The sequence below is a fragment of the Tamaricihabitans halophyticus genome (assembly GCF_004340875.1).
In the GTDB taxonomy this organism is placed as follows: Bacteria; Actinomycetota; Actinomycetes; order Mycobacteriales; family Pseudonocardiaceae; genus Tamaricihabitans; species Tamaricihabitans halophyticus.
Map to the genome: position 1 here is coordinate 457,196 of NZ_SLXQ01000002.1, position 21,366 is coordinate 478,561.

A 21,366-nucleotide genomic window follows, 5' to 3' on the forward strand; every position below is an offset into this window, starting at 1 on the left:
ATTCCTCAAGTGGCAAATACGTTTGAGGTGCTCGCCGAGCCGCGACGTAGGGAGATCCTGGATCTGCTGCGCGTGTGCGAACGTCCGGTCGGTGATCTGGTCGGCCGACTCGGACTGACCCAGCCGGCCGTGTCCAAGCACCTGAAGGTGCTGCGTGCCGCTGGTCTGGTGGACGTACGTCAGGACGCGCAGCGCCGCTGGTACCGACTTCGCGCGCAGCCACTGGCCGAAGTGGATGCCTGGCTGGCGCCGTATCGCCAGTTCTGGAACGAGCGGTTGGACGCATTGGAGCGACACCTCGACGCTATGCCGGATGAACGCCCGGGAACCGGGAAAACCGACGGAACCGAGGGGATATGAGTACCAAACAGCAGTTGAGTGCCGTGGGCGAACGAAGCCAGCTGCGGATCGAGCGGCGGTTCGCGCACCCGCGCGAGAAGGTCTGGTCAGCGATCACCGAGCCGGAGCATTTCTTCGCTTGGTATCCGATGGCATCCGGAACGATCGATCCGCGGCCGTCCGGGGCGCTCGAGTTCGACGACGGGGAGGGCACCACATACCGCGGCGAGGTGCTCGAATTCGATCCACCGAAGGTGTTCGCCTTCCGGGAGGAGCAGGATGAACTGCGCTTCGAGCTGAGCGACGACGGCGCGGGATGCCTATTGGTGTTCACCCACACCTTCGCTGACCGGGCATGGGCCGCGCATACCGCCGCCGGTTGGCATCGGTGCCTTGACGTGCTGGAAACCCGGCTCACTGGCGAAGCGTCCGAACTGCCGGACAACGGCGCCGAACTGCGGGCCCACTACGCCAAGTTAGTTCGGTCTTGACTAGCGGCAACGAGGCAGATGATGCCGGCGGGGCGCGGCTGACGGAGACCGCGGATGGCAGGTACGAGCTGTGCTTCGAACGCAGGCTGGCGCATCCACCAGAGAAGGTCTGGCGAGCGATCACCGAATGGGACCAGCTGCGGTCCTGGTTCCCCGCGGTTGTCGAGTTCGACCTGCGTCCGGGCGCGCCGCTGCGGTTCGGGGTGACCGAGGAGCAGGTCCGGCGGTACGGCATGCCAGCCGATCACGTGGCAGCGGGGACGATGTTGCGGGTCGAGCCGCCCAACCTGGTGGAGTTCAGCTGGGCGGGTGAGATCCTGCGCTGGGAACTGACCGCGGATGGCGCGGGTGGCTGTGTGCTGGTGTTCCGGAACATCTTCGACGACCGGGATATCGCGGCGCCGGCCGCCGCTGGCTGGCACGCCGGGCTGGAGGTGGTCATCGCCCAGCTGGACGGGATGGTCATCGACTGGTCCCCGCTGGACCGGGCGGATGAGCTCGGCCCGGAGTACACGAACCTGGTCCCCGAGCCACGCCGGTAACCGCAAGAACTCCAAAGAACGTGGTCACGGGGCGTGAACGTCGGTGGGTGGGTCATCAGCCGCGTCTCAGGAAACTGTGGCACCGTTGTCGGCGTGCGAATTCTGGTTGTCGAAGACGAGGCGCCGCTGGCCGACGCCGTGGCGCGCGGGTTACGTAAGGAGGGTATGGCCGTCGATGTCGCCTATACCGGGGACGACGGCCACGAGAAGGCGACGGTAACCCGCTACGACGTGATCGTGCTGGACAGGGACTTGCCAGGGATGTCCGGTGATGACATCTGCGCGGACATCGTGGCTTCCGGTCAGCTCACCCGCGTGCTGATGCTCACGGCCAGTACCGCGATCGCGGACCGGGTCGCCGGGCTCTCCCTTGGCGCGGACGATTACCTCGCCAAGCCGTTCGCCTTCCCGGAACTCGTGGCCAGGGTTCGTGCGCTCGGCAGACGGGCGACCCCGGCGGCACCGCCCTTGTTGACCGCCGGCGATGTGGTGCTCGACCCAGCCAAGCGCACGGTGCACCGTGCCGGGACACCGGTTGAACTGACTCGCAAAGAGTTCGGGGTGCTTGAAGTGCTGCTGAGCTCCGGTGGGACCGTGGTGAGCAGTGAAGAACTGCTTGAACGGGTGTGGGATGAGAATGCCGATCCGTTCACCACGACCGTACGGGTGACGGTGATGACCTTGCGTAAGAAGCTCGGTGAGCCGGGCATTATCGAAACGGTGGTCGGCTCGGGCTATCGCGTGCCGGACGCCAGCCAGCTCACCGCGCCCGTGTCGGGTGGGGAGACCGGGCAGGAGCGTTCGCCCGGGGCGGAGGCTGAACAGGAGTGAGCGTATTCGGGGCGCGCAGCCTGCGCGCCCGGATTACCCTGCTCGCCACTGGTCTCGTCGCGGCGGTCAGCGCCGTACTGTTGGCGCTCGGCTGGATGCTGGCTGGCAATGTGGTCAGCGGGGTTCCACAGCTGCCAGCGGGCAGCCTGATTCGGGTCGGCGGTACGGATGTGCCAGCCGAGGAACTCACCGAGATACTCAAGGACCAGGCGCAGCAGCGGGTGCTGTTCGCCGGATCGATCGCGTTCGCGTGCATTATCGCCGCGGCGGCCATCCTCGCCTGGACCTTCACCGGTCGCGTACTGCAGCCGCTGCGGGATGTCACCGCGACCGCGCACCGGTTGTCCGCGGAATCCCTGGACGAGCGGATCGGGTCCACCGGGTCCAGGGACGAGTTGGCCACCCTGGCGCACACCTTCGACGAGATGCTGGACCGGCTGGAGGAGGCCTTCTCCGCGCAGCGCAGATTCGTCGCCAACGCCAGCCACGAACTACGCACCCCACTGTCGGTGATCCGCGCCGAGTTGGACGTGACACTCGCTGACCCGGACGCCGATGAGGCCGAGCTGCGCCGGATGGCCGAGGTGGTGCGGGACGCGACGGATCGAGCCGAACGACTGGTGGAGGCGCTGCTGGTGCTCGCAAGGGCGCAGGGCGCGGGGCTCGCCGTGCGCGAACCGCTCGATCTGGCCGCGGTCGTGGCCACGGCATGGGCGCAGGTGCGGACGGAGGCGCAGCAGCGGGGGATCACCGTGCGGCTGGAGACCACTCCCGCCGTCGCCGTTGGCGAGCCGGCGCTCCTGGAGCGGATCGCCGGAAACCTGGTGGAGAACGCCATCCGGCACAACGTGGAGGGCGGCTGGGTGGAGATCCGCACTACGCCAGGGCCGCGCCATTCGGAGCTCACCGTACGGTCCTCGGGCGCGGTGCTCACCCCGGACCGCGTTCAGGAGCTACTCGAGCCGTTCCGGCGCGGTGGCACCGCGCGAACCGCCCGCAGCGGTTCCGGGCTCGGACTGTCCATCGTGCGGGCGATCGTCACCGCGCACTCCGGGAAGCTGGCCCTGCATCCGCTCGAGGAAGGCGGCCTTACGGTCACCGTGTGGTTGCCAGCCGCGCCCTAACCCCGTTTCGGCCGGGTACCTAGGCGCGCCGGCGCGGTGTGTTCAGTCCTGAGCTGGACTGGCGGTCAGGGCTTCGGCGAGTGCGGCCGAGGTGAGATCGATCTGCCAGGGGCGGGCGCCGCCGGCCGCCAGCGCCGCCGTCACGCCGGTCGGTGAGAGGTCCGCGGGCGGCTCCCAACAGGTTCGCCGGACCAGGTCCGGCAGTAGCAGGTTCTCCACCGGAAGCGTGTTCACCTCGGCGATCTCCAGCAGCGCCGTACGGGCCGCGGAGAACCGGGCAGCGGCGGCAGGATCCTTGTCCGCCCAGCGGTTGGTTGGCGGCGGACCGTCGTGCGGCGGTGACGTGGCCGGCAGCTCATCCTTGGGCAGCTCCTTGGCCGCCAACAGCGCACCCATCCAGACCTTGGAGATCCGGCGCTGAGCTTGCCCGCGAAACACCGGCAGCGCCCGCAACTCGGCTTCGCTGGCCGGATTGGCGAGCACAGCGGCGACGATCGCGCTGTCCGGGAGGACCCTGCCGGCCGCCGTGTCCCGGTGGCGCGCCAGTTCGTCCCGCGCCTGCCACATCGCCCGTACCGCGGCGAGCGCGCGGGCGCCACGCACTTTGTGTACGCCGGAAGTGCGACGCCACGGTTCCGCGCGCGGAACCGGTGGGGGCGCCGTCCGGACGGCCTCGAATTCCTGATCCGCCCAGGCCAGCTTGTCCTGTGCGGTGAGCTCGGCGACCATCGCGTCCCGTAACGGAAGCAGCAGCTCCACGTCCAGTGCCGCGTAGTCGAGCCATTCCGCGGGTAATGGCCGGCGCGACCAATCGGCGGCGCCGTGTCCCTTCTCGAGACGGTAACCAAGGACCTGTTCGACCAGGGTGCCAAGCGCCACCCGCTCGAAGCCGGCGAGCCGGCCAGCGAGCTCCGTGTCGAACAGTGTCGTTGGGTACAGCCCGAGCTCGGCAAGGCAGGGCAGATCCTGCGATGCCGCGTGCAACACCCAGTCCGTGCCGTCCAGCGCACGGACCAACGGGTCCAGCTTGTCGGCGAGGGCGATGGGGTCGATCAGCAGCGTGCCGCAACCCGCCCTGCGGAGTTGGATCAGATAGGCACGCTGATGGTAGCGGTAGCCGGAGGCACGTTCGGTGTCTACGGCTACGGCGCCATGGCCAGCGCTGATCGCTTCGCAGGCGCTACGCAGTGCCTCGGGGTCTGCCACCACTGGTGGGGTGCCCTCCGCCGGTGCGGTGAGCAGGATCGGCTCGTCTTGCACAGGCCCATCCTGCCCGTGTGGGTTAGGTGCCCGCACAGGCGGCTCCACCACGGTGTTCCCCGAGGCCAACTACGTGCCTGGTGAACTCGTGTACGGCAGTCAGCGAATGACACCCGCACGCATCGCCAGCGCAACCATCTGCGCCCGATCTCCGGTGCCCAGCTTTCGTCCAATACGCGAAAGATGGGATTTCACCGTGAGCGCGGACAGGTTGAGCTCTTCACCGATCTCTTTGTTGGACTGTCCATCGGCGACCAGCTGCAGTACCTCCACCTCGCGCGCGGATAGCTCGCGTGGTGTGTTGTCGGTGCCGGGAACCCTGGTTCCGGTAGCGAGGACCGGGGCGACACTGGGATCGGCGTAAACCCCGCCGTCCAGTACCCGGCGGACGCCATCGGTCACCACGACCGGCGAAGCCGATTTGAGTAGGTACGCCTGCGCACCCGCTTGGAAAGCCGACCGTACCGCGTACGGGTCGTCCGAAGACGCCAGCACGACGATGCGTGGCCAGCCATGACTGCGGAGCTCAGTTACCAGCTCGATACCGCTGCCATCTGGCAGGCCGAGATCGAGAATGGCCAGGTCACAGGGCCCAGTGGCAAGTGCTCGGGCGCGTGCTTCGGCCACCGTGGCGGCCTCGTGCACGGTACCCGCGCCCATCTGGGCGAGCCGAGCGGATATCGCCTCCCTCAGTAGGGGGTGGTCATCGACCACCAGTACCGAGAACAACTCTTCCCGCGGGTGCGGGACCATGCTCGCCGGCAGGGCGCCGGCAGGTGTGGATCGAACGGCCTGACTGAAGCCGACGGCAGCCACGTCACTACCTCCCTGGAGTCGGTCGTGCCCCCCGACCGGCACCGGGACTTTCGGCCAATCAGCCGCGCCGCCTATGGACCGAAAGTGGTGTCGACGAAGGCAGCGTAGCCGCCCAAGCGGGTCAGTGGGACAATCATTCGGGTATCTATCCCGATTGTGTCGCCACTCTTCGTAGTTTTTGTCCTGCAATCGGGGGACAGCTCAATTAGCTGTTAACACCCGCGTTTCGGCGGACGATAAAACTAGTCACCCGTCGTATCGAGTTGTGGAGTTTCATTAGTCCACCAGGTCGACGGGTATTACTCCAGGGCGCGCTGAGACCTGACGTAGCACCGTCGCTGACGGGTATCAGGAACCTGAGTCTCAGTAACCTCAGGCTGCGGAACCCGGGTCCTCAGGAGCTCTGGCGCTGCCCGAACACCGTGACGCCGACCGGCGGCAGACCGACCACGCTCGCCATCAGCTGGCAGAAGGCCGCGCCATGCGCGGTCAGCTCAGGGTTGGTCGCGGTCCAGGACGCGCGCAGCTCCAGATCATCGGTACGCGCGGGGCCGCTGATATCGCCGAACCGTGCCGACGAGGTCTCGGTGACCGTGCCGCCGAGCGCGGTCCAGGCCGCGCCGGACTCGGCCAGCGCATCGCTGAGCCAGGACCAGCTCACCGCGGGCAGGAACGGGTCGCTGGCCAGCTCCCTGTCGATCTCCGCGCGCACATAGGTGACGATCCGCAGCACGCCGTTCCAGGCTTCCTGGCCCTCCGGGTCGTACAGCAACACCAACCGGCCGGTGGCGAGCACGTCGACGGGGCCAGTCGCCTCGGCGCTGAGCGCGTACGCCCATGGGGCGAGTCGCTGGGGCGGTTTCACTACCTCGAGTTGTACTTCCGGGCGCGCGTGCACCGCGGTCAGCGAACTGACAGCTTCACGAAACAGCTCCGGCGCTTCGGACATCCCGGTCACGCTACTGACTGTAAGACGCGAAGCCAGCATGCCGGGTGAGGGCACGCCGAGAAAAGCCGAACCACGCCGCATTGGCAAACACGGCGCGTGCGACTATGGGAGCACGATGAGCGAGATGACATCCACGCAGGTGACCACCGCTTCCGGTCGGGGGACGCCGGCACGCAGGCCGCTACCGGACGCCCCTTTCCTCGCCGCCGCACGTGGCGAGACCCCTTCGCGGGTCCCCGTGTGGTTCATGCGCCAGGCCGGCCGATCGTTGCCAGAGTACCGCGAACTGCGTGCCGGCACCCCGATGTTGGCGGCCTGCACCGATCCCGGGATGCTCGCCGAGATCACCCTGCAGCCGGTACGCCGGCATGGCGTGGACGCGGCGATCCTGTTCAGTGACATCGTTGTTCCGCTGCGCGCGGCTGGCGTCGACGTCGATATCGTCGCCGGTACCGGCCCGGTGGTCGCGAACCCAGTGCGCTCGGACGCCGACGTGGCCAACCTCCCGCTACTCGACCCGGATCAGGTCAGCCCGGTCGCCGATGGCATCCGGCTACTGCTCGGTGAGCTCGCGGACACCCCGCTGATCGGATTCGCCGGCGCCCCGTTCACGCTCGCCTCCTATCTCGTCGAGGGCGGGCCGAGCCGCAACCACGAGCGGACCAAGGCGCTGATGCACGCGGCACCGGCCACCTGGCATGCGCTGCTCGACCGGCTCGCGACGGTCGCGCTCACCTTCCTGAACGTGCAGGTAGCTGCTGGCGTCGACGCGGTGCAGCTGTTTGACTCCTGGGCTGGCGCGCTCTCCGAAGCCGAGTACCGGGAGTTCGTCCTGCCGCATTCGGCCAAGGTGCTCGGCGGGCTCGCCGATGCTGGGGTGCCCCGGATTCACTTCGGGGTCGGCACGGCGGAGCTGCTGCCCGCGATGCGCTCGGCCGGTGCGGACGTCGTCGGGGTCGATTGGCGGTTGCCGCTGGACAGGGCGGCCGCGCGGCTGCGCGCCGCCGCGCCGGAAGCAGCGGAGCCGGTGGTGCAGGGAAACCTTGATCCCGCCGTACTGTTCGCCGGCTCTTCGGTGGTCGCCGAGCAGGCCCGCAGGGTGGCCGCCGAGGGGCGAGCCGCTGGTGGGCATGTGTTCAACCTCGGCCATGGAGTGCTGCCGGATACCGATCCGGATGTGCTGACCAGACTAGTCGAGGTAGTGCACGAGCAACCGGTGCGCTGATGGCGCCGCGCGTCGCGGTCGTCGGCGGCGGTATCTCGGGTGCCGCGGCGGCGTACCGACTGCGCGTGCTGTTGGGGTCGTCGGCTGACATCGTGCTGATCGAGCAGTGCGACCGGCTTGGCGGCAAGCTGTACACGGGCTCGCTTGCCGGGCACGACTTCGATCTTGGCGCGGAAGCGTTTCTGGCGCGCCGCCCGGAAGCCCTGGAGCTGGCGGGTGAACTTGGCCTACCCGTCGTGCACCCTTCCGGGATGCGCTCCGCGCTGCGCGCGGGTGGCGCGACGGTGCCGCTGCCGGCGGGCACGATGCTCGGGGTGCCGGCCACGGCCGATTCGGTGGCCGGCGTGCTGTCGGCGCGGGGCCAGCGAGCCGTGGCCGCCGAATCGAGTAGGTCCGCTCCGCTGCTGGACGGCGATATCGCGGTGGGCACACTGCTGCGCGAGCGTTTCGACGATGAGCTCGTCGATCGCCTCGTTGATCCACTCCTTGGCGGCGTGTACGCGGGCGGCGCGGACAGCCTCGGACTGCGGGCGACCGTGCCAGCCCTAGCGTCCGCATTGGACGCTGGGGCGGAATCGGTGACCGCCGCGGTGGCCGGTCTGTTGCCGAACACGCCAAGTACGGCCCCGGTGTTCGGAACACTGCCGGGTGGTCTCGCCCAGCTGGTTGACCGGCTGGCGGAGATGTCCCGCGCTCGGCAGCTACTTTCCCGCACCGTAAGGGAAATCTGCCCGACCGAGCGCGGTTGGCGGCTCCAGCTGGGCGCGGCGGCATCCGCACACGCCCCGGCCGAGCCGGAACTGCTTGCCGATGCGGTGGTGCTGGCGGTCCCGGCGCCCGCGGCAAGCAAACTGCTCGCGCCGGTCCTACCGGATGCGGCTACCGCTTTCGCGGGGATCGAGCTGGCTTCGATGGCGGTGATCGGGCTTGCGCTGCCACCCGAGGTGTCCCTACCCGAACGGGCCGGGATCCTGATCGGCTCGGGGGAGCGGCACGCGGACGGAACCGAGTTCACCGCGAAAGCGTTCACCTTCTCGACTCGCAAGTGGACACATTACGGCACGGACGCGGTGCTGCTCAGAGGATCGGTCGGAAAGTTCGCCGATACCAGGGCACTCCGCTACACCGATGCCGAGCTCGTGCGGCTGGTTCGCGCGGACCTCGCCGAACTGACCGGAATTCGCGACCGTCCACTCGACGCTGTGGTCAAACGGTGGGGTGGCGGGCTACCGCAGTATTCGGTGGGCCATCTGGATCGGGTTCAGCGGATCGCGGAATCGCTTACCCGCCAACCAACGCTGGCGATCGCTGGTGCCGCGTTGCATGGTGTCGGTGTGCCAGCATGTATCGGTACCGCTGATGCCGCCGCGCGCCGGGTAGCCGGCGCGGTGAACTAGCAGGTTCACACCCGGGTCGATTCCTTGACACCCCGCCTCCTGCGGCGCAGGAACCGGACGGTGGGCGCTCCGAGTACCGCCAGCGCGACCAGAATCCAGACCGTGAGCGAGATTGACGACCCGGCGAGCAAGTCCGGCACGCTTCCGCGGCTGAGCGCCAGGCCCTGCCGAAGGTAGGTTTCCAGGAACGGGCCGAGGGCGACACCCAGAATCAGCGGCGCCATCTGAAAGCCATAGGTCCGCAGGACGTACCCGAGGGCGGCGAAGACCACCAGCAGGTACACGTCCAGCATGCTGTTGTTGACGCTGTAGGCGCCAATCACGGACAGCGCCACGATGCCGGTAACCAGCACGTGCTGCGGTGTGCTGAGCAGCCGTACCCATACCCCGATCATCGGGATATTCAGCACGACGAGCATCAGGTTGCCCAGGAAGATCGACGCGATAACGCCCCAGAAGATATCCGGGTCGTTCGTGATCAACGCGGGCCCTGGCTGTACTCCGTGGATGATCATTGCGGACAGCACGAGTGCCAGCGTGCTCGAGAACGGGATGCCGAGCGTCAAGATCGGCACGATGCTTGATGTGGACGCAGCGTTGTTGGCGGCCTCCGGCCCGGACACCCCTTCGATCTGCCCGGTGCCGAACCGGGACGGAGTCTTCGAGATGCTTTTCTCCGCTTTGTAGGAGGCAAAAGCCGAAACAGCGGCCGACGGTCCCGGCAGCAGACCCAGGAAGGCCCCCAGTCCGGTACCTCGCAGCCACGGCGCCACGGATCGGCGCACCTCGTCCTTCGACGGTATGAGGTCCCGCACCCGGACCTTGGTAGTCGTGCCGTTGCCCCGCTTGCCAGAGACCAGGAAGAGCAGTTCCGCGATACCGAACGCGCCCACCGCCACCGGCACCAGACCGATACCCTGACTGAGCTCGCCGTTGCCGAAGGTGAACCGCGAGATCGAGGTGACCGGCTCCTGGCCGATCGTGGCGACCACGAGGCCGAGACCGAGTGGCACCAGGTTGCTCGCCAAGCCCCCGCCCGACACGGTCGCCAGAATGAGCAGGCTCCCGGTCACCAGCGCGAATAGTTCGGCCGGGCCGAATGCCAGGCCAAGCTCGGCAAGAGCCGGAGCGAAGAAGGTCACCACCACGGCCGTGAGCATTCCGGCGACGAACGAGCCGATAGTGGTGATCCCGAGTACCGGCCCCGCTCGTCCGTTACGCGCAAGTTCGTAGCCGTCCATGGCCGCGACGACCGACGCGGCTTCACCGGGGACCTTGAACAGGATCGATGTAATGGATCCGCCATACATCGCGCCGTAGTAGATCCCGGCGATCATGATAATGCCGGTTTCCGGGCTGTCGAGCGTGAACGTCAGCGGCAACACCAACGCAGCACCGGCAACGGTGCCGAGACCCGGCAGAACGCCGGTCAGCATTCCGAGTAACACGCCCGCGAACGCGGCGCCGATGTTGATCGGCTGTACGGCAACGCTTAAGCCATGCAGCAGCCCGTCGAGGGTATCCACGTTGTCACCCTTCGGTCAGTCAGATATCGAGTAAGCCTTCGGGCATGGGCACCCCGAGCGCGTTCACGAAGACCAGATTCATCGCGATGCCGATGGTGAGCCCGCCAATGACGGCCCACAGCCAGGATTTGCCGCCGAGCAACCGGAGCGAGACGGTACAGAACAGTACGGTCGTGACGATATGTCCGAGCATCGGCAACAACAGGACGTAGGCCACGATGGACACGGCAAGCCCGATCACCCGCACCAGGCCGGTTCCGTGCGGCAGATCTACCGTCTCGTCTCGGCTGATTCCCCGCCATGCCTCGACCAGCGTCACCAGCGCGGCGAAGGCCAGAAACCCGCCGACCGCGAGTGGGAACAACGCCGGTCCCGGCTGCTCCGCGGTGCCGATCGACAGCGAACTCGCCTGATGCAGGTACGCCAGGGAAAAAGCCAGCACGGCCGCCCCGACGGCCGCTCGACCTTTCCGCTGACTGCCTACCGATTCAGCTTCCGACATGGCTCGTCCTTCTGCTCGATCCTGCTGCGATGGCATTCCGGCGCACTACGGCGCATTACGGACCCAGCTCCCGATTCAGCCCTGCTTTGTTGGCATGCCGGTTTCCTTGAGGAGACCGGAATACTCCTCACGGGTCTGGTTGATCGTTTCCTGATATTCCTCGGGACCCTGCGGGCTCGGTTCCATACCCCGTTCCCTGAGGAAGTCCTGGAACTGCTTGCTCTCGGCTACCTCGCGTGCCGCCTCGACCAGACGCTTCTTGACTTCTGGTGGAAGTTCGCGTGGTGCGCCAATGCCGACGTATTCGGGTGTGTTGCCGATCTCGAGCCCCAGTTCGCCGGTCGGCGTAGCGTCCGGCGCGGCATGGAACGGCTTATCGCGGAAGGTGGCGAGAATGCGCAGGTTGTTCGCCTCGACATCGCCGGCGAAGGTCCCGACCCTGCCGACCGCCGCGTCGACCTGGCCGCCAACGAGAGCCTTGAGGGCATCGGAACCGCCGCCGCCAAACGGTACGGACTGCACATCGATACCGGCGTCCTTGGCCAGTTTGCGGATCTCCAGGTCCGTCACGGACTGTGCGCCGGAATTGGCGATCTGGAACTCGCCAGGTCGCTTCTTGGCATCGCTGATGAAGTCCGCAAAGGATTTCCACGGCGCATCAGCCGGAACTGCGAGATTCGCCGGCTGCTCGGCGAGTCCGAAGATCAGTTCGGCTTCGTCTGGCTCATAGGGGAGATCCTGCTGCAGCGGGTTCAGCGCCAGGGCACTGTCGATGAACATCCCGATCGTGTAGCCATCGGGTTCAGCCTGCAGGACTTCGTTGGTCCCGACGGTCGTACCGCCACCATCGCGATTCTTGACAACTACGGAGGTCCCCAGCTCGGCCTCGAGTTGCCGGGCGAACGCCCGACCAACAGGGTCGGTGGAACCACCTGGTGCCGCGGGGATGATGAACGTGACGTCGTCATCCGGGTAGTCCTCGGGAGAGCTGCTGGTACAGCCCGCTGCCACGACGAGCGTCAAGCTCGCCGCTGCGGACGCCACCACACTGTGGATCTTCATGATTACCTCCCAGCGCTGTAACGCTGCTCCAACTTGTCGAACTCTGGTTTGCGGACCAAACGTTGCCGTTCCGCCCACGGCAGAACGAGATCCTGGGTTTGCTTGAGGTCACCGCTGTCGCGCAGCTTCGCCAGGGCCTGCTGCATGCCGTGCACCGATGCCTGCAGCGCGACATTCGCGAACAGAGCCACACCGAACCCGAGTGATGCCAGCGTTGTTCGGTCGACGAGGGGCGTGCGCCCGCCTTCGACCATGTTGGCGACCAACGGCACACCTGGCAGGTGGCGTGGAATGGCCGCCAGCTGCTCGTGATCGGTTGGTCCCTCGACGAAGATGACGTCCGCACCCGCTTCGTGGTAGGCAATAGCGCGCTCCACTGCCTGGTCGAAGCCGAGCGTGTTGATGGCGTCCGTCCTGGCGATGAGCAGGAAGTCCGCGCGCCGCGTGTCGACCGCCATCCGGATCTTCTGGACCATCTCTGCTTGGTCGATGACCGTCTGCCCATCGAAGTGACCGCAACGTTTCGGGGATTCCTGGTCCTCGATCTGGATCGCACTGGCCCCTGCCTGCTCGAGCAGCCGAACAGTCCGCTGGACGCCCAACGCGTTGCCGAAACCGGTATCAGCGTCAACGATCAGTGGAATAGATACGGTATCGGCGATCGTGCGGACATGTTGGGCGAGCTCGGTCAGGGTCACGAGTCCGATATCAGGCACACCAAGGAAGGTGTTCGCCACTCCAGCACCGGTGAGGTACACGGCGGGGAAGCCCATGTCTTCGATCACCCGAGCGGTAAGCGCGTTTGGCGCACCGAGCGCGGGCGTTGCTAGGCCGGGCGCGACCAGCTCGCGTAGCGGGTTACCGGTTGTCGTCACGTTCGATCCTCTCGTTGTGGGACCATCGCGATCCCCGTCATCAGTGTTCGGGCGGTACTGCTGGTACCGGCCGATGTGACGTGCTGGCGTCCTTCGAGGAGTTCCGTCTCGACGCGAATCTCGACCTGGCCACGGGGGTGACCAATTCGGACGGTGGCGGCATCCGGCGTGGCCGGCGCGCCAATGATCTTGTGCGGCACGGTGCCAGCAAGACGCGCCGCGGCAGCCACGCAGATCGCCGATGTTCCCGGGATCGCATGGTGCGCGCGCTGCAGCGAGATACTGCGCGATTCGAGATCCCGTTCCGGCAGCTGGGCTGCCGCGAGGATGGCGATCCGGGGAACGGCGCGTGACGGGCCACGTGCTCCGCCGATACCGAGCTCGGCCGCGACCTGTGCGCGCAACTCTTCCAGGTCCGCAAGCAGGTCGGTCCGCGAACTCAACTCGTCACGGCTTTCCGTTGCGGTGAGCCCGAGCTCCCCGGCCGGAATCATGATCACCACCGAGGCGATACCGGCGATCGTCACCGGCAGCAGGCCGTGTCGCCAGCGGCGGTACTCGTAGGCGGCGCCGGTCGGAAAGACGTTCGCACCGTCCTGGCCGGCTGGATCGATGTGGTCGATATCGACGGCGGTTCCGGTCTGGTAGGGCCCCGCACCGGTACCCGGCCGCGTGGTCGAGACCAGCAGCCGGCCGGTGTTGAGGTTGCGTAACCGGATCCGCTCGGGGGTACTGTTTGGTCCACGGAGCAGGCCCTGCTCAACCGCCCACGGGCCGACCGCATACGACAGGTTCCCGCAGTTGCCGGACGTGTCCACGATCCGTTCGTTGATACCGACCTGGTAGAACATGTACTCGATGTCCGCTTCGGGGTCCTGTGCCGCGCGGACGGCGACCACCTTGCTGGTAGACGAGGCGCCACCACCCAGACCGTCCACTTGCAATGGATCAGGACTGCCGAGCAGATCCACCAGTAGTCGATCGCGTGTATCGACGTCGGTGGGTAGATCGTCCAGGTGGACGAAGACTCCTCGGCTCGTGCCGCCACGCACGAGGTCCGCGCGGATCCGCGTCATACCGCCCTCCCCGCGAGCATGGCGCCCCGTGCAGCCACACGGCCGAACACCAGTGAGCGCAGGACGGATGTGGCACCCGGATACTTGCGGTGGTAGACGCCGGTCATCTCGCCCGCAGCCCAGAGTCCGCGGATCCACATTCCGTCCTCGGTGAGTACGCGGGACTCCTGATCAACGGCCACGCCACCGAAGGTGAAGCACACCGCGGTGGCGATCGGAATGGCGACAAACGGTGCTCCCACGACCGCCCGCGCCCAGTTCGACTTGGGCGGTTGCAGGCCGATCGTGCACAATCCATCGGCGGCCGTGTGGTCGAATCCGGGTTCACCCGGTTGGACAGCGCGGTTGTAGGCGTCCACTGTTGATGTCAACGCCCGAGCGTCGACATCAAGCACCTTGGCGAGATGTTCAAGCGACTCAGCCTGGTACGGGTTCTGGTCGGTGAGCGTTGCTCGGTCGAAGTCAGGTATCTCGAGTAGCCGCTGGTCGGCGATCAGGTAGGCAATGTTGCCCGGTTGTCGGAAAATCGACCGGCAGACCTCCTCATAGATCTCGTCAACCGTGCCGGAGGCTTCGTCGACGAACCGCTCGCCGTCCGCGTTGACCAGGATTCCGTACGGGAACGTCATCACGACGGCTTCGGGCATATGCGATCGCGGGTCCACCGGTTCGCCGTGGAAGTTGCCCCATTCGCCGGCACGCGCGGCACCGATGTCGATCGCGGACTCGATGAGCTCACCCTGGTTGAAGGAACCGCCACGTGCCACCGGTTTCATGAACTCGGCGTTCTCGCCGAAGCTGCGTCGCATCAGTTCGACGTTGCCCTCGTAGCCGCCACTTGCCAGTAGCACAGCGGTAGCGCGGAGTTCGCCGCGCCGCCCGTCCCGGTCGGTGTAGTGGACGCCAGTTACCTGGCGCTCGGAACCGGCACCGGACGTCAGCAACCCGTCGACGGTGGTCTCGTAGCGGAACTCGACACCCAGGCCTTCCGCGACCCGGCCAAGTGTGTCGACGATGGCCGCGCCGCCGCCGGCGATACCCAAGCGGGGCTTGCGGGCCGTGAGGAAGAACATCGGCACCATCTCGAACCGGACGCCGTGAGATTCCAACCATCGCAGGGTTTCCGTGGACAGCTCGCGGAGCCGGCTGACATATGCCGGATCGGCGGCTCCGCCGGTGAACGCCGCGAAGTCCTCGTCGAACCCGTCGGCCGGCCGCAGTTCCTCGGTCATTCGGAAGTACGCGCTTGACCAGCGTGTGTTGCCGCCGCGCTCGTTTCGTGTGCTGCGTTCGAGCACGACCACGTTGGCGGCGGGATCCTGCTCTTTGGCGCTGACCGCGGCGCTCAGCCCAGCAGCACCACAACCGACGATCAGCACATCGATGTCGTGCGGATCAACTGACCTTGCCTCAGGTTCGGATCGCGAAGGGATCACGAGACGAGCCTCCAAAATCGATCATCACGTTCTTGGTGGTCAGGTAGTCCTGCAAGGCGGCGACACCCCGCTCACGGCCATATCCGCTGTGCTTGAATCCGCCGAACGGTGCCTGCACGGCGACCGCGCGGTAGGTGTTGACCCAGACCGTCCCCGCGCGTAGCGAACGGGTCATCCGCATGGCGCGGTCGACGTCCTTCGTCCACACGCCGGCAGCGAGGCCGAACTTGGTGGCATTCGCTAGCTCAACCGCGTCCTGCTCGGTGTCGAACGGCATTACCGCGAGCACCGGGCCGAACACCTCTTCCCGCGCTAACCGCATATCCGGGGTGACGTCGGCAAAGATCGTCGGCTGAACGAAGAGGCCCGGCAGCAGTCGTTCCTCCGGCTCGCCGCCGGCCAGTAACCGCGCTCCGTCCTGTTTGGCCGATTCGATGTGCCCGAGTACGCGATCGAACTGCTGGCGGTTCGCGCAGGTACCCATCTCCGTGTCGAGCGATGTCGGGTCGCCGAGACGGATGCCGTGGGACGATTCCGTCAGGGACGCACAGACTTCGGCATAGATGGACCGCTGTACCAGCAGGCGTGAGCCCGCGACGCATGTCTGGCCGGTGGCGGCGAAGATCCCCGCGAACGCTCCGGAGAGAGCCGCGGTCAGGTCGGCATCGGCGAAAATGATGTTCGGACTCTTGCCGCCGAGTTCCAGCGTCACCGGAACCAGGTTCGCGCCGGCGACCGTGGCGATCGCGGCGCCGATCTCCGGGCTGCCGGTAAACGAGATCTTGCCGATGTCCTGGCGGTCGGTCAGTGCTTTGCCGACATCCGCCTCGCCGGTGACCACATTGACCACGCCGGGTGGGAAGCCAGCGCGGTCGACCAGCCGCGCGAACTCCAGGGTTGTCACCGAGGCGTGCTCACTGGGCTTGATGACTACCGTGTTGCCGGCGGCCAGGGCCGGCGCCAGTTTGTTCGACAGCAACCCCATGGGCGAGTTCCAGGCCGTGATCAGCACGCACACGCCAAGTGGTTCGGCGTGGGTCAGATCGAGCAGCGTCGGATCGTCGAGCGGGATCGTCGCGCCTTGCAGATTCTCCGCCAGGCTGGCGAAATACCGGTACTGCCGCGCGGCGAAACGCATCTGTGCCCGCGTCTCGCGTACTACCTTGCCGTTGTCGGTACTTTCCAGGTCACCCATCCGGTCGCCGTCGGCTTCTAGCAGATCCGCCAGTGTGCGCAGCAGATCCGCCCGCTGCACTGGTGGCCTTGCCCGCCAGGTCTCGAAGGCGCCCCCCGCCGCGGCAACAGCGTGGTCAACCTGTGCGGATGTCGCGCGGGGCACTGTCGCATGTGGCTTGCCGGTGTACGGATTGATCGACTCGAAGCGATCGCCAGTGGCCGAACTAACTGCCTGCCCGTCGATGTACAGCTCGTAATTCGTCAGTGTCATGACCGCCTCCGGTGCTCGACATCGGCTTCGGGACGGCGGGCCCGGAAGCACCAGCGCCCTTCGTAACGCACGATCTCGTCGTGATAGACGACATGTGCGGCCAGTTCAGGACGGTCCCCGCCGACGTCGACCACGAGCCCGTAGCACCGGCCCGCGATGTGATCGCTCGCCTGCTCGAAGGTGTGGTTCGTGGTCAGGATCCGCGCCCTCGGGTAGTCATCCGGCCGGCGTTCGGCGAACGACCTCAGCTGCGCATGGCCGACGATCGGGCGCCCTGCCGTGGCCGCGCCGACGCCAGGCACGAAGGTGGCCTCCGGTAGCCAGCATTCGATCCACCTGTCGCCGTCGTTGGCATCGATCGCCTGCGCGTAGCGTCCGTACAGATCAAGCAACTCGGTCCGCGTCGTCGCGTCGAGCACCACTAGTAGACCTCCCGGTCGAAGACCGACGGATCGTGCGATGGCACGATCACGTCCGCGAGGGATTCCATCCGCAGCAGACTCGCCCAGTAGTCGCGCATGTCCACATAGACCATTCCCGGGCGATGCCGGAGATGCTCGTCGCCGTCCCAGTTCGCCTGAAGATCAACGTTGTCGCCGGCAAGCAGGTAACTCTGCTTTGCGGTACTGATCTTGATTCCCTGCGAGCCGGGCGTATGGCCAGGCAGGTGATATGCGGTCATACCGGGAAACAGCTCGGTATCCCCATGCAAGGTGTTGATGCGGTCGCGGACCAGCGTCCACGGCGCCGGCCGGGACAGGCCGTGGTCGAACGAGACCTGGTGTGGCGGGAGGGGATTCTCCGCGTACTCGATCTCGTCGTCCTGGATGTGCACTTGCGCTCTGGTGAACAGTGGCACGTTCGCCGCGTGGTCCCAATGCAGATGGGTCAGCACCACATCGGTGATGTCTTCCGGCTCGAGGTCATACCTGGCCAGTTCCGTGCGTACCTGGCCAGGTCCGGTACCCACCACCCACTGGTCGTGATCGCTCAGCGCGCGGTCCTCGTCGTAGATTCCCGCGTCAATCAGCACCGCCCGGTCGCCGTCGACGGCAAGGAAACCCGTCGCGATCGCCCGGATCTTTTCGCCGAACCCCTTGTTGTAGAGAAACCGGGAGAGCTCGAACTCCGGCCACTCGCCGAAGTTCAACGGGTAGAGCTGCCACAACGTCATACTCCTATCGATAGCCAGATGACACTGTTCGCCGCCGCAGTTGGTGAGCAGATCTCGGTGGTCCGCCCGTCGTACGACGAGGTGCGCGTCGGTGGCGGTATCTCGCGGCCAGTCGCATAACGCGCGAAACGTACTTTGACGGCTCAACTATCAACTGTCAACAGTTGGCGGCAGATTCAGCGAGCATTGAGCATGCGATTCCCGACGGTGGAGTCGCCACGAGCCGTCCTCGCGAACGAGTTGGTCGTGGTATTCGGTCTGCAGCATCGCCGTCGGCGGGCCGGCGGCCGTCGTCCCCATCAGCAGTACGTAAGTCCGCGCCGCGATGCCCCACGGGGCGGGCTCCAGCAATGTCTGACTGATCCAATGCTGGGTTCGAATCCCCTGGTCATGCCATTCCTGGCAGTGATTCACGGCGAAGTCCCGCAAGGCTGGCCGGCCGGTGCGGGTACCGAAGGTCGACGACCAGTACGTGCCGTCGCTGGTGTAGCAGGCGGCCCACGCCTCGCCGTCCCCCTCGTCAATCGCGCGGGCGTAACGGGCGTAGAGGAGCCGGATCTCAAACTCGTCGGTGACATCGATGTTGGTCATGGCTCTCCTGTCATCTGTCTACAGTTAGCGGTACTATAGGTAGACGGATCAGCGAACGGAAGGAGCTCGATGGCTGCCGACTCACCAGACCTGGCCACGGAACGGGCCCGCGTCAAAGCGAGATTCGAGGAACTCAGAGGGTTCTGGGATCCGTTGTGGGATCCAGTTCTCGATGCGGATCCCGAGCTCCTGGACGCCTATATCGATCTGTCAGCCGTGCCGTGGAAGCATGGAACGCTGCGGCCACAAGAGCGCGAACTCATCTACGTCGCGATGAACGCATCCACCACGCATCTTTACGAGATCGGGGTTCGGGTGCATCTCCGCAACGCGATCGCGCATGGGGCGACCGCGGACGAAGCGATGGCCGTGCTGGCGATCGTGTCGGAGCTGGGCGTCGATACGATGCGGTCCACACTGCCGGTCCTGGCCAGCGAACTGGCGGAACGGGCCGAATTCGATCTGCCTGACCTGCAAACCGACTCGTGGACCGAGGCCGCGGGCAGGCTGGCCCCGCACTACCTGGACGCCTACCGCAGGTATGCGCAGGTAACCCGGAAACGAACCGTGCTGCGGGATGATTTCTGTCATCTCGTCGCGATCGCGGCCGCCGCGGCGGCGACTCATCTGCATATGCCGGCGGTTCGTGAGCACATTCGGGCGGCGCTCGATGCCGGAGTACCATGGCAGCAGATTGTCGAAGTGCTGGAAGTTGTTGCCATGATCGGCGTGCACACGCTTACCGAATGCGCCAGGGTCGTGGCCGACGAGTTTGCTTCGGTTTCTGGAGCGGAACGAGACGAACGGTGATCCTGATTCGACGACGTCAACCGAAACCCGGCCGCTCGCGGAATATCCGGACGCTGCTGCTGGAGCAACCGTGCAGCCACTGATCCGGCGCGACGACAACGGCTATCGAGCTCAAGCACAGGAACTTCTCCGGCAGTGGATCGTGCAGGGAAGGTTCGCGCCCGGCGAGCGGCTGAACGAGGTAAGTCTGGCCAGGGAGCTCGGCATCAGTCGCGGGCCGCTCCGGGAAGCCTTGCAACGACTCGACGCCGCCGGTTTCGTGACGATAGTCAGCCACCGCGGCGCCTTCGTACGCACCTTCAATCGGCGAGAGATCACTGACCTGTTTGAGTTGCGGGTAGCACTGGAAGAAACCGCTTCCGGGTTGGCAGCCGAACGGATCACCGACCAGGAAGCGGATGAGCTGCAATCACTGGTATCAGAGATATCGGCACAGATGGCAACATCCGAAAGCAGTTGCTTCCCCGAGGGGATCGACCTGCATTCGCGCATTGCGACGCTGTCCCGTAACTCTGTACTTGCCAGCCACCTTGCGGAAGTCCACGCCCATCTCGCGCTGGCGCGAGTGACATCCGGGAACCAGCCAGATCGAGCCCACGTAGCGCAGGCCGAGCACGAGGCCATCGTTGCGGCCATCGTCGAACGCGACCGGATGGGTGCCAGGGAACGGATGGCGGATCACCTTCGGCACGCCATGACCAATGCCTTGCGCAGCCTGCTGAGCCCGAGCGATACGCGGAACGAGGAGTAGACCGGGCCGAGGTTCACGGCACGCGTTGTACTAACACCTTCTCTCCTTCGGTAGTGGCGTCGAGACTCAGCGCATCGGTGCCCGTCGGCCGTTCGTGGAGCAGGCATTCGGCAACCGGGGTGGCCAACGTGGTGCGTAGCGCCCTGCGCAGCGCGCGCGCTCCGTACACCGGGTCGAATCCCCGCGTGTGCAGCAACTCGACCACCGAATCCGCCACCGTCAGTTCGACGTTCTTGCGGCGCAGCCGTGCGGCGAGCAGCGCGATCTCTTGGCGAATGATCGTTTCGGCCGCCCCCGTGTCGATATCAGCGAAAATCGCGGTCTGATCGATCCGGTTGAGGAACTCCGGATCGAAGAAGTCGCGCAGTGCGGCGGAAGTGATCGATCTGTTGTCTCGTGCGGACATTCGAGTAGCCAGTGCGGGCGATAGCTTGTCCACGGCGCGGCGCCAGCGCGCGGAGCGCCGTTTCGCGAGCGTGGCCGAGCCGAGATTCGAGGTGAGAAAGACCAGCGAGTTCCGAAACGAGATCGTCTGCTGCCCGTTTGCCAGCCGCAGGGTTCCGCTGTCCAGGATATGCAGCAGGGCGCGTAACACCGTTGGGTGTGCCTTTTCCACCTCATCGAAGAGTACGATCCCTGGCCGGTAGAGATCGCCTTCGACTTTGGTGCGGTCGAATACCGAGAAGGCTTCCTTGCTGCCCGCGTAGCCGGGTGGCGCGCCGCTGAACGAAGCCGCGTAATGCTCCTGGGCGAGCGCGTTCATATCCACCCGGCACAGGTCGTCCGGATCGGACCGGAGTTCCGCGGCCAGCCGGCGAACCAGCTCGGTCTTGCCGACACCGGTCGGTCCGACCAGTAACAGGTTCGCCAGTGGACGGTCTGGTTCGGACACTCCGGCACGGGCGAGCAGCAAGGCGTTGACTACCGCGTCGATCGCCGTTTCCTGGCCGTGGATACGTGCGCGCAGCCGCGCGGCGATGGCGACCGGGTCAAACGAGCCAACACCGAGCTGGCTCGTGCCATTCGGATTGGTCGTGGAAACCGGATCTTCGTCGGTCTGGTTGGCGCCACGCCGCGCGTTCTGCTCGTGGTACATATCGCTCAGAAACGGCATATATCGTGGTTCTCCCGCTTCGCGTTGC

The 21,366-nt window shown here is 66.1% G+C and carries 23 protein-coding genes; 9 read left to right on the forward strand and 14 right to left on the reverse strand.

What is annotated here, in order from left to right:
- Positions 1 to 9: 9 nt before the first annotated feature.
- The 5 genes from EV191_RS09725 to EV191_RS09745 all read left to right on the forward strand — a co-directional run bounded on the left by EV191_RS09725 (position 10) and on the right by EV191_RS09745 (position 3,327).
- The gene (locus EV191_RS09725; protein WP_132876580.1) at positions 10 to 360 is read left to right on the forward strand and encodes an ArsR/SmtB family transcription factor; all 351 of its coding nucleotides are present in this window, start codon (positions 10 to 12) and stop codon (positions 358 to 360) included.
- Complete coding sequence (locus EV191_RS09730) at positions 357 to 830, forward strand: SRPBCC family protein (RefSeq protein WP_132876581.1); 474 nt, start codon at positions 357 to 359, stop codon at positions 828 to 830. Before EV191_RS09725 ends, EV191_RS09730 begins: the two co-directional genes overlap by 4 nt.
- Positions 827 to 1,372, forward strand: a complete 546-nt coding sequence (locus tag EV191_RS09735) for an SRPBCC domain-containing protein (RefSeq protein ID WP_243658852.1) — start codon at positions 827 to 829, stop codon at positions 1,370 to 1,372. Before EV191_RS09730 ends, EV191_RS09735 begins: the two co-directional genes overlap by 4 nt.
- 93 nt (positions 1,373 to 1,465) lie before the next feature.
- Positions 1,466 to 2,203, forward strand: coding sequence for a response regulator transcription factor (locus tag EV191_RS09740; protein ID WP_165912893.1), 738 nt, complete (start codon positions 1,466 to 1,468; stop codon positions 2,201 to 2,203).
- A complete protein-coding gene (locus EV191_RS09745; RefSeq protein WP_132876582.1) occupies positions 2,200 to 3,327 on the forward strand; it encodes a sensor histidine kinase in 1,128 nt (375 codons plus the stop codon). Before EV191_RS09740 ends, EV191_RS09745 begins: the two co-directional genes overlap by 4 nt.
- A 42-nt stretch (positions 3,328 to 3,369) precedes the next feature.
- Here EV191_RS09745 and EV191_RS09750 read toward each other — a convergent pair whose 3' ends face one another.
- The 3 genes from EV191_RS09750 to EV191_RS09760 form a co-directional block, all read right to left on the reverse strand.
- Positions 3,370 to 4,587, reverse strand: a complete 1,218-nt coding sequence (locus tag EV191_RS09750; protein WP_243658853.1) for a ribonuclease D — start codon at positions 4,585 to 4,587, stop codon at positions 3,370 to 3,372.
- Between the two features lie 99 nt (positions 4,588 to 4,686).
- A complete protein-coding gene (locus tag EV191_RS09755) occupies positions 4,687 to 5,403 on the reverse strand; it encodes a response regulator (protein WP_132876584.1) in 717 nt (238 codons plus the stop codon).
- Between the two features lie 394 nt (positions 5,404 to 5,797).
- Positions 5,798 to 6,352, reverse strand: coding sequence for a DUF3000 domain-containing protein (locus EV191_RS09760; RefSeq protein ID WP_424565443.1), 555 nt, complete (start codon positions 6,350 to 6,352; stop codon positions 5,798 to 5,800).
- Between the two features lie 124 nt (positions 6,353 to 6,476).
- On the opposite strand from EV191_RS09760, the gene hemE reads away from it, so the two are divergent.
- A complete protein-coding gene (hemE, locus tag EV191_RS09765; RefSeq protein WP_424565444.1) occupies positions 6,477 to 7,577 on the forward strand; it encodes a uroporphyrinogen decarboxylase in 1,101 nt (366 codons plus the stop codon).
- A complete protein-coding gene (gene hemG, locus EV191_RS09770) occupies positions 7,577 to 8,974 on the forward strand; it encodes a protoporphyrinogen oxidase (protein WP_132876587.1) in 1,398 nt (465 codons plus the stop codon). Before hemE ends, hemG begins: the two co-directional genes overlap by 1 nt.
- Before the next feature lie 5 nt (positions 8,975 to 8,979).
- On the opposite strand, the gene EV191_RS09775 is transcribed toward hemG, so the two are convergent.
- The 10 genes from EV191_RS09775 to EV191_RS09820 form a co-directional block, all read right to left on the reverse strand.
- Positions 8,980 to 10,500, reverse strand: a complete 1,521-nt coding sequence (locus EV191_RS09775) for a tripartite tricarboxylate transporter permease (RefSeq protein WP_132876588.1) — start codon at positions 10,498 to 10,500, stop codon at positions 8,980 to 8,982.
- A gap of 19 nt (positions 10,501 to 10,519) precedes the next feature.
- Positions 10,520 to 11,002, reverse strand: coding sequence for a tripartite tricarboxylate transporter TctB family protein (locus tag EV191_RS09780; protein WP_165912894.1), 483 nt, complete (start codon positions 11,000 to 11,002; stop codon positions 10,520 to 10,522).
- A gap of 75 nt (positions 11,003 to 11,077) precedes the next feature.
- The gene (locus tag EV191_RS09785) at positions 11,078 to 12,064 is read right to left on the reverse strand and encodes a Bug family tripartite tricarboxylate transporter substrate binding protein (RefSeq protein ID WP_132876590.1); all 987 of its coding nucleotides are present in this window, start codon (positions 12,062 to 12,064) and stop codon (positions 11,078 to 11,080) included.
- A 2-nt stretch (positions 12,065 to 12,066) separates the two neighbouring features.
- Complete coding sequence (locus EV191_RS09790) at positions 12,067 to 12,939, reverse strand: isocitrate lyase/PEP mutase family protein (protein ID WP_132876591.1); 873 nt, start codon at positions 12,937 to 12,939, stop codon at positions 12,067 to 12,069.
- Complete coding sequence (locus tag EV191_RS09795; RefSeq protein WP_132876592.1) at positions 12,936 to 14,015, reverse strand: PrpF domain-containing protein; 1,080 nt, start codon at positions 14,013 to 14,015, stop codon at positions 12,936 to 12,938. The genes EV191_RS09790 and EV191_RS09795 overlap by 4 nt, the downstream gene beginning before the upstream one ends.
- Positions 14,012 to 15,451: an FAD-binding protein gene (locus tag EV191_RS09800; RefSeq protein ID WP_207894471.1), complete on the reverse strand. Its 1,440-nt coding sequence runs from the start codon at positions 15,449 to 15,451 to the stop codon at positions 14,012 to 14,014. The genes EV191_RS09795 and EV191_RS09800 overlap by 4 nt, the downstream gene beginning before the upstream one ends.
- A complete protein-coding gene (locus EV191_RS09805) occupies positions 15,426 to 16,898 on the reverse strand; it encodes an aldehyde dehydrogenase (protein WP_132876593.1) in 1,473 nt (490 codons plus the stop codon). Before EV191_RS09805 ends, EV191_RS09800 begins: the two co-directional genes overlap by 26 nt.
- Entirely contained in the window at positions 16,895 to 17,317 is a 423-nt protein-coding gene (locus EV191_RS09810) for a nuclear transport factor 2 family protein (RefSeq protein ID WP_165912895.1), read from the reverse strand. The genes EV191_RS09805 and EV191_RS09810 overlap by 4 nt, the downstream gene beginning before the upstream one ends.
- A 2-nt stretch (positions 17,318 to 17,319) precedes the next feature.
- Entirely contained in the window at positions 17,320 to 18,072 is a 753-nt protein-coding gene (locus EV191_RS09815; protein WP_132876595.1) for an N-acyl homoserine lactonase family protein, read from the reverse strand.
- A 150-nt stretch (positions 18,073 to 18,222) separates the two neighbouring features.
- Entirely contained in the window at positions 18,223 to 18,663 is a 441-nt protein-coding gene (locus tag EV191_RS09820) for a nuclear transport factor 2 family protein (protein WP_132876596.1), read from the reverse strand.
- Positions 18,664 to 18,732: 69 nt separating this feature from the next.
- Here EV191_RS09820 and EV191_RS09825 point away from each other — a divergent pair, with 69 nt between their 5' ends.
- Positions 18,733 to 19,473: a carboxymuconolactone decarboxylase family protein gene (locus EV191_RS09825; protein WP_132876597.1), complete on the forward strand. Its 741-nt coding sequence runs from the start codon at positions 18,733 to 18,735 to the stop codon at positions 19,471 to 19,473.
- A 70-nt stretch (positions 19,474 to 19,543) separates the two neighbouring features.
- Positions 19,544 to 20,224 (forward strand): GntR family transcriptional regulator, encoded by a 681-nt coding sequence (locus EV191_RS09830; RefSeq protein ID WP_165912896.1) that lies wholly within the window; start codon positions 19,544 to 19,546, stop codon positions 20,222 to 20,224.
- 13 nt (positions 20,225 to 20,237) lie between these two features.
- Here the strand turns inward: EV191_RS09830 and EV191_RS09835 are convergent, their stop codons facing one another.
- Positions 20,238 to 21,338, reverse strand: coding sequence for an AAA family ATPase (locus EV191_RS09835; RefSeq protein ID WP_132876599.1), 1,101 nt, complete (start codon positions 21,336 to 21,338; stop codon positions 20,238 to 20,240).
- Positions 21,339 to 21,366: the final 28 nt, after the last annotated feature.

What these genes read in the sequence shown, in the direction of transcription:
- EV191_RS09820 (WP_132876596.1), bottom strand. Translation starts at nt 18,663, where the DNA reads ATGACCAACATCGATGTCACCGACGAGTTTGAGATCCGGCTCCTCTAC.
- EV191_RS09795 (WP_132876592.1), bottom strand. Translation starts at nt 14,015, where the DNA reads ATGACGCGGATCCGCGCGGACCTCGTGCGTGGCGGCACGAGCCGAGGA.
- EV191_RS09780 (WP_165912894.1), bottom strand. Translation starts at nt 11,002, where the DNA reads ATGTCGGAAGCTGAATCGGTAGGCAGTCAGCGGAAAGGTCGAGCGGCC.
- EV191_RS09815 (WP_132876595.1), bottom strand. Translation starts at nt 18,072, where the DNA reads ATGACGTTGTGGCAGCTCTACCCGTTGAACTTCGGCGAGTGGCCGGAG.
- hemG (WP_132876587.1), top strand. Translation starts at nt 7,577, where the DNA reads ATGGCGCCGCGCGTCGCGGTCGTCGGCGGCGGTATCTCGGGTGCCGCG.
- EV191_RS09825 (WP_132876597.1), top strand. Translation starts at nt 18,733, where the DNA reads ATGGCTGCCGACTCACCAGACCTGGCCACGGAACGGGCCCGCGTCAAA.
- EV191_RS09835 (WP_132876599.1), bottom strand. Translation starts at nt 21,338, where the DNA reads ATGCCGTTTCTGAGCGATATGTACCACGAGCAGAACGCGCGGCGTGGC.
- EV191_RS09785 (WP_132876590.1), bottom strand. Translation starts at nt 12,064, where the DNA reads ATGAAGATCCACAGTGTGGTGGCGTCCGCAGCGGCGAGCTTGACGCTC.
- EV191_RS09805 (WP_132876593.1), bottom strand. Translation starts at nt 16,898, where the DNA reads ATGACACTGACGAATTACGAGCTGTACATCGACGGGCAGGCAGTTAGT.
- EV191_RS09760 (WP_424565443.1), bottom strand. Translation starts at nt 6,352, where the DNA reads ATGTCCGAAGCGCCGGAGCTGTTTCGTGAAGCTGTCAGTTCGCTGACC.
- hemE (WP_424565444.1), top strand. Translation starts at nt 6,477, where the DNA reads ATGACATCCACGCAGGTGACCACCGCTTCCGGTCGGGGGACGCCGGCA.
- EV191_RS09730 (WP_132876581.1), top strand. Translation starts at nt 357, where the DNA reads ATGAGTACCAAACAGCAGTTGAGTGCCGTGGGCGAACGAAGCCAGCTG.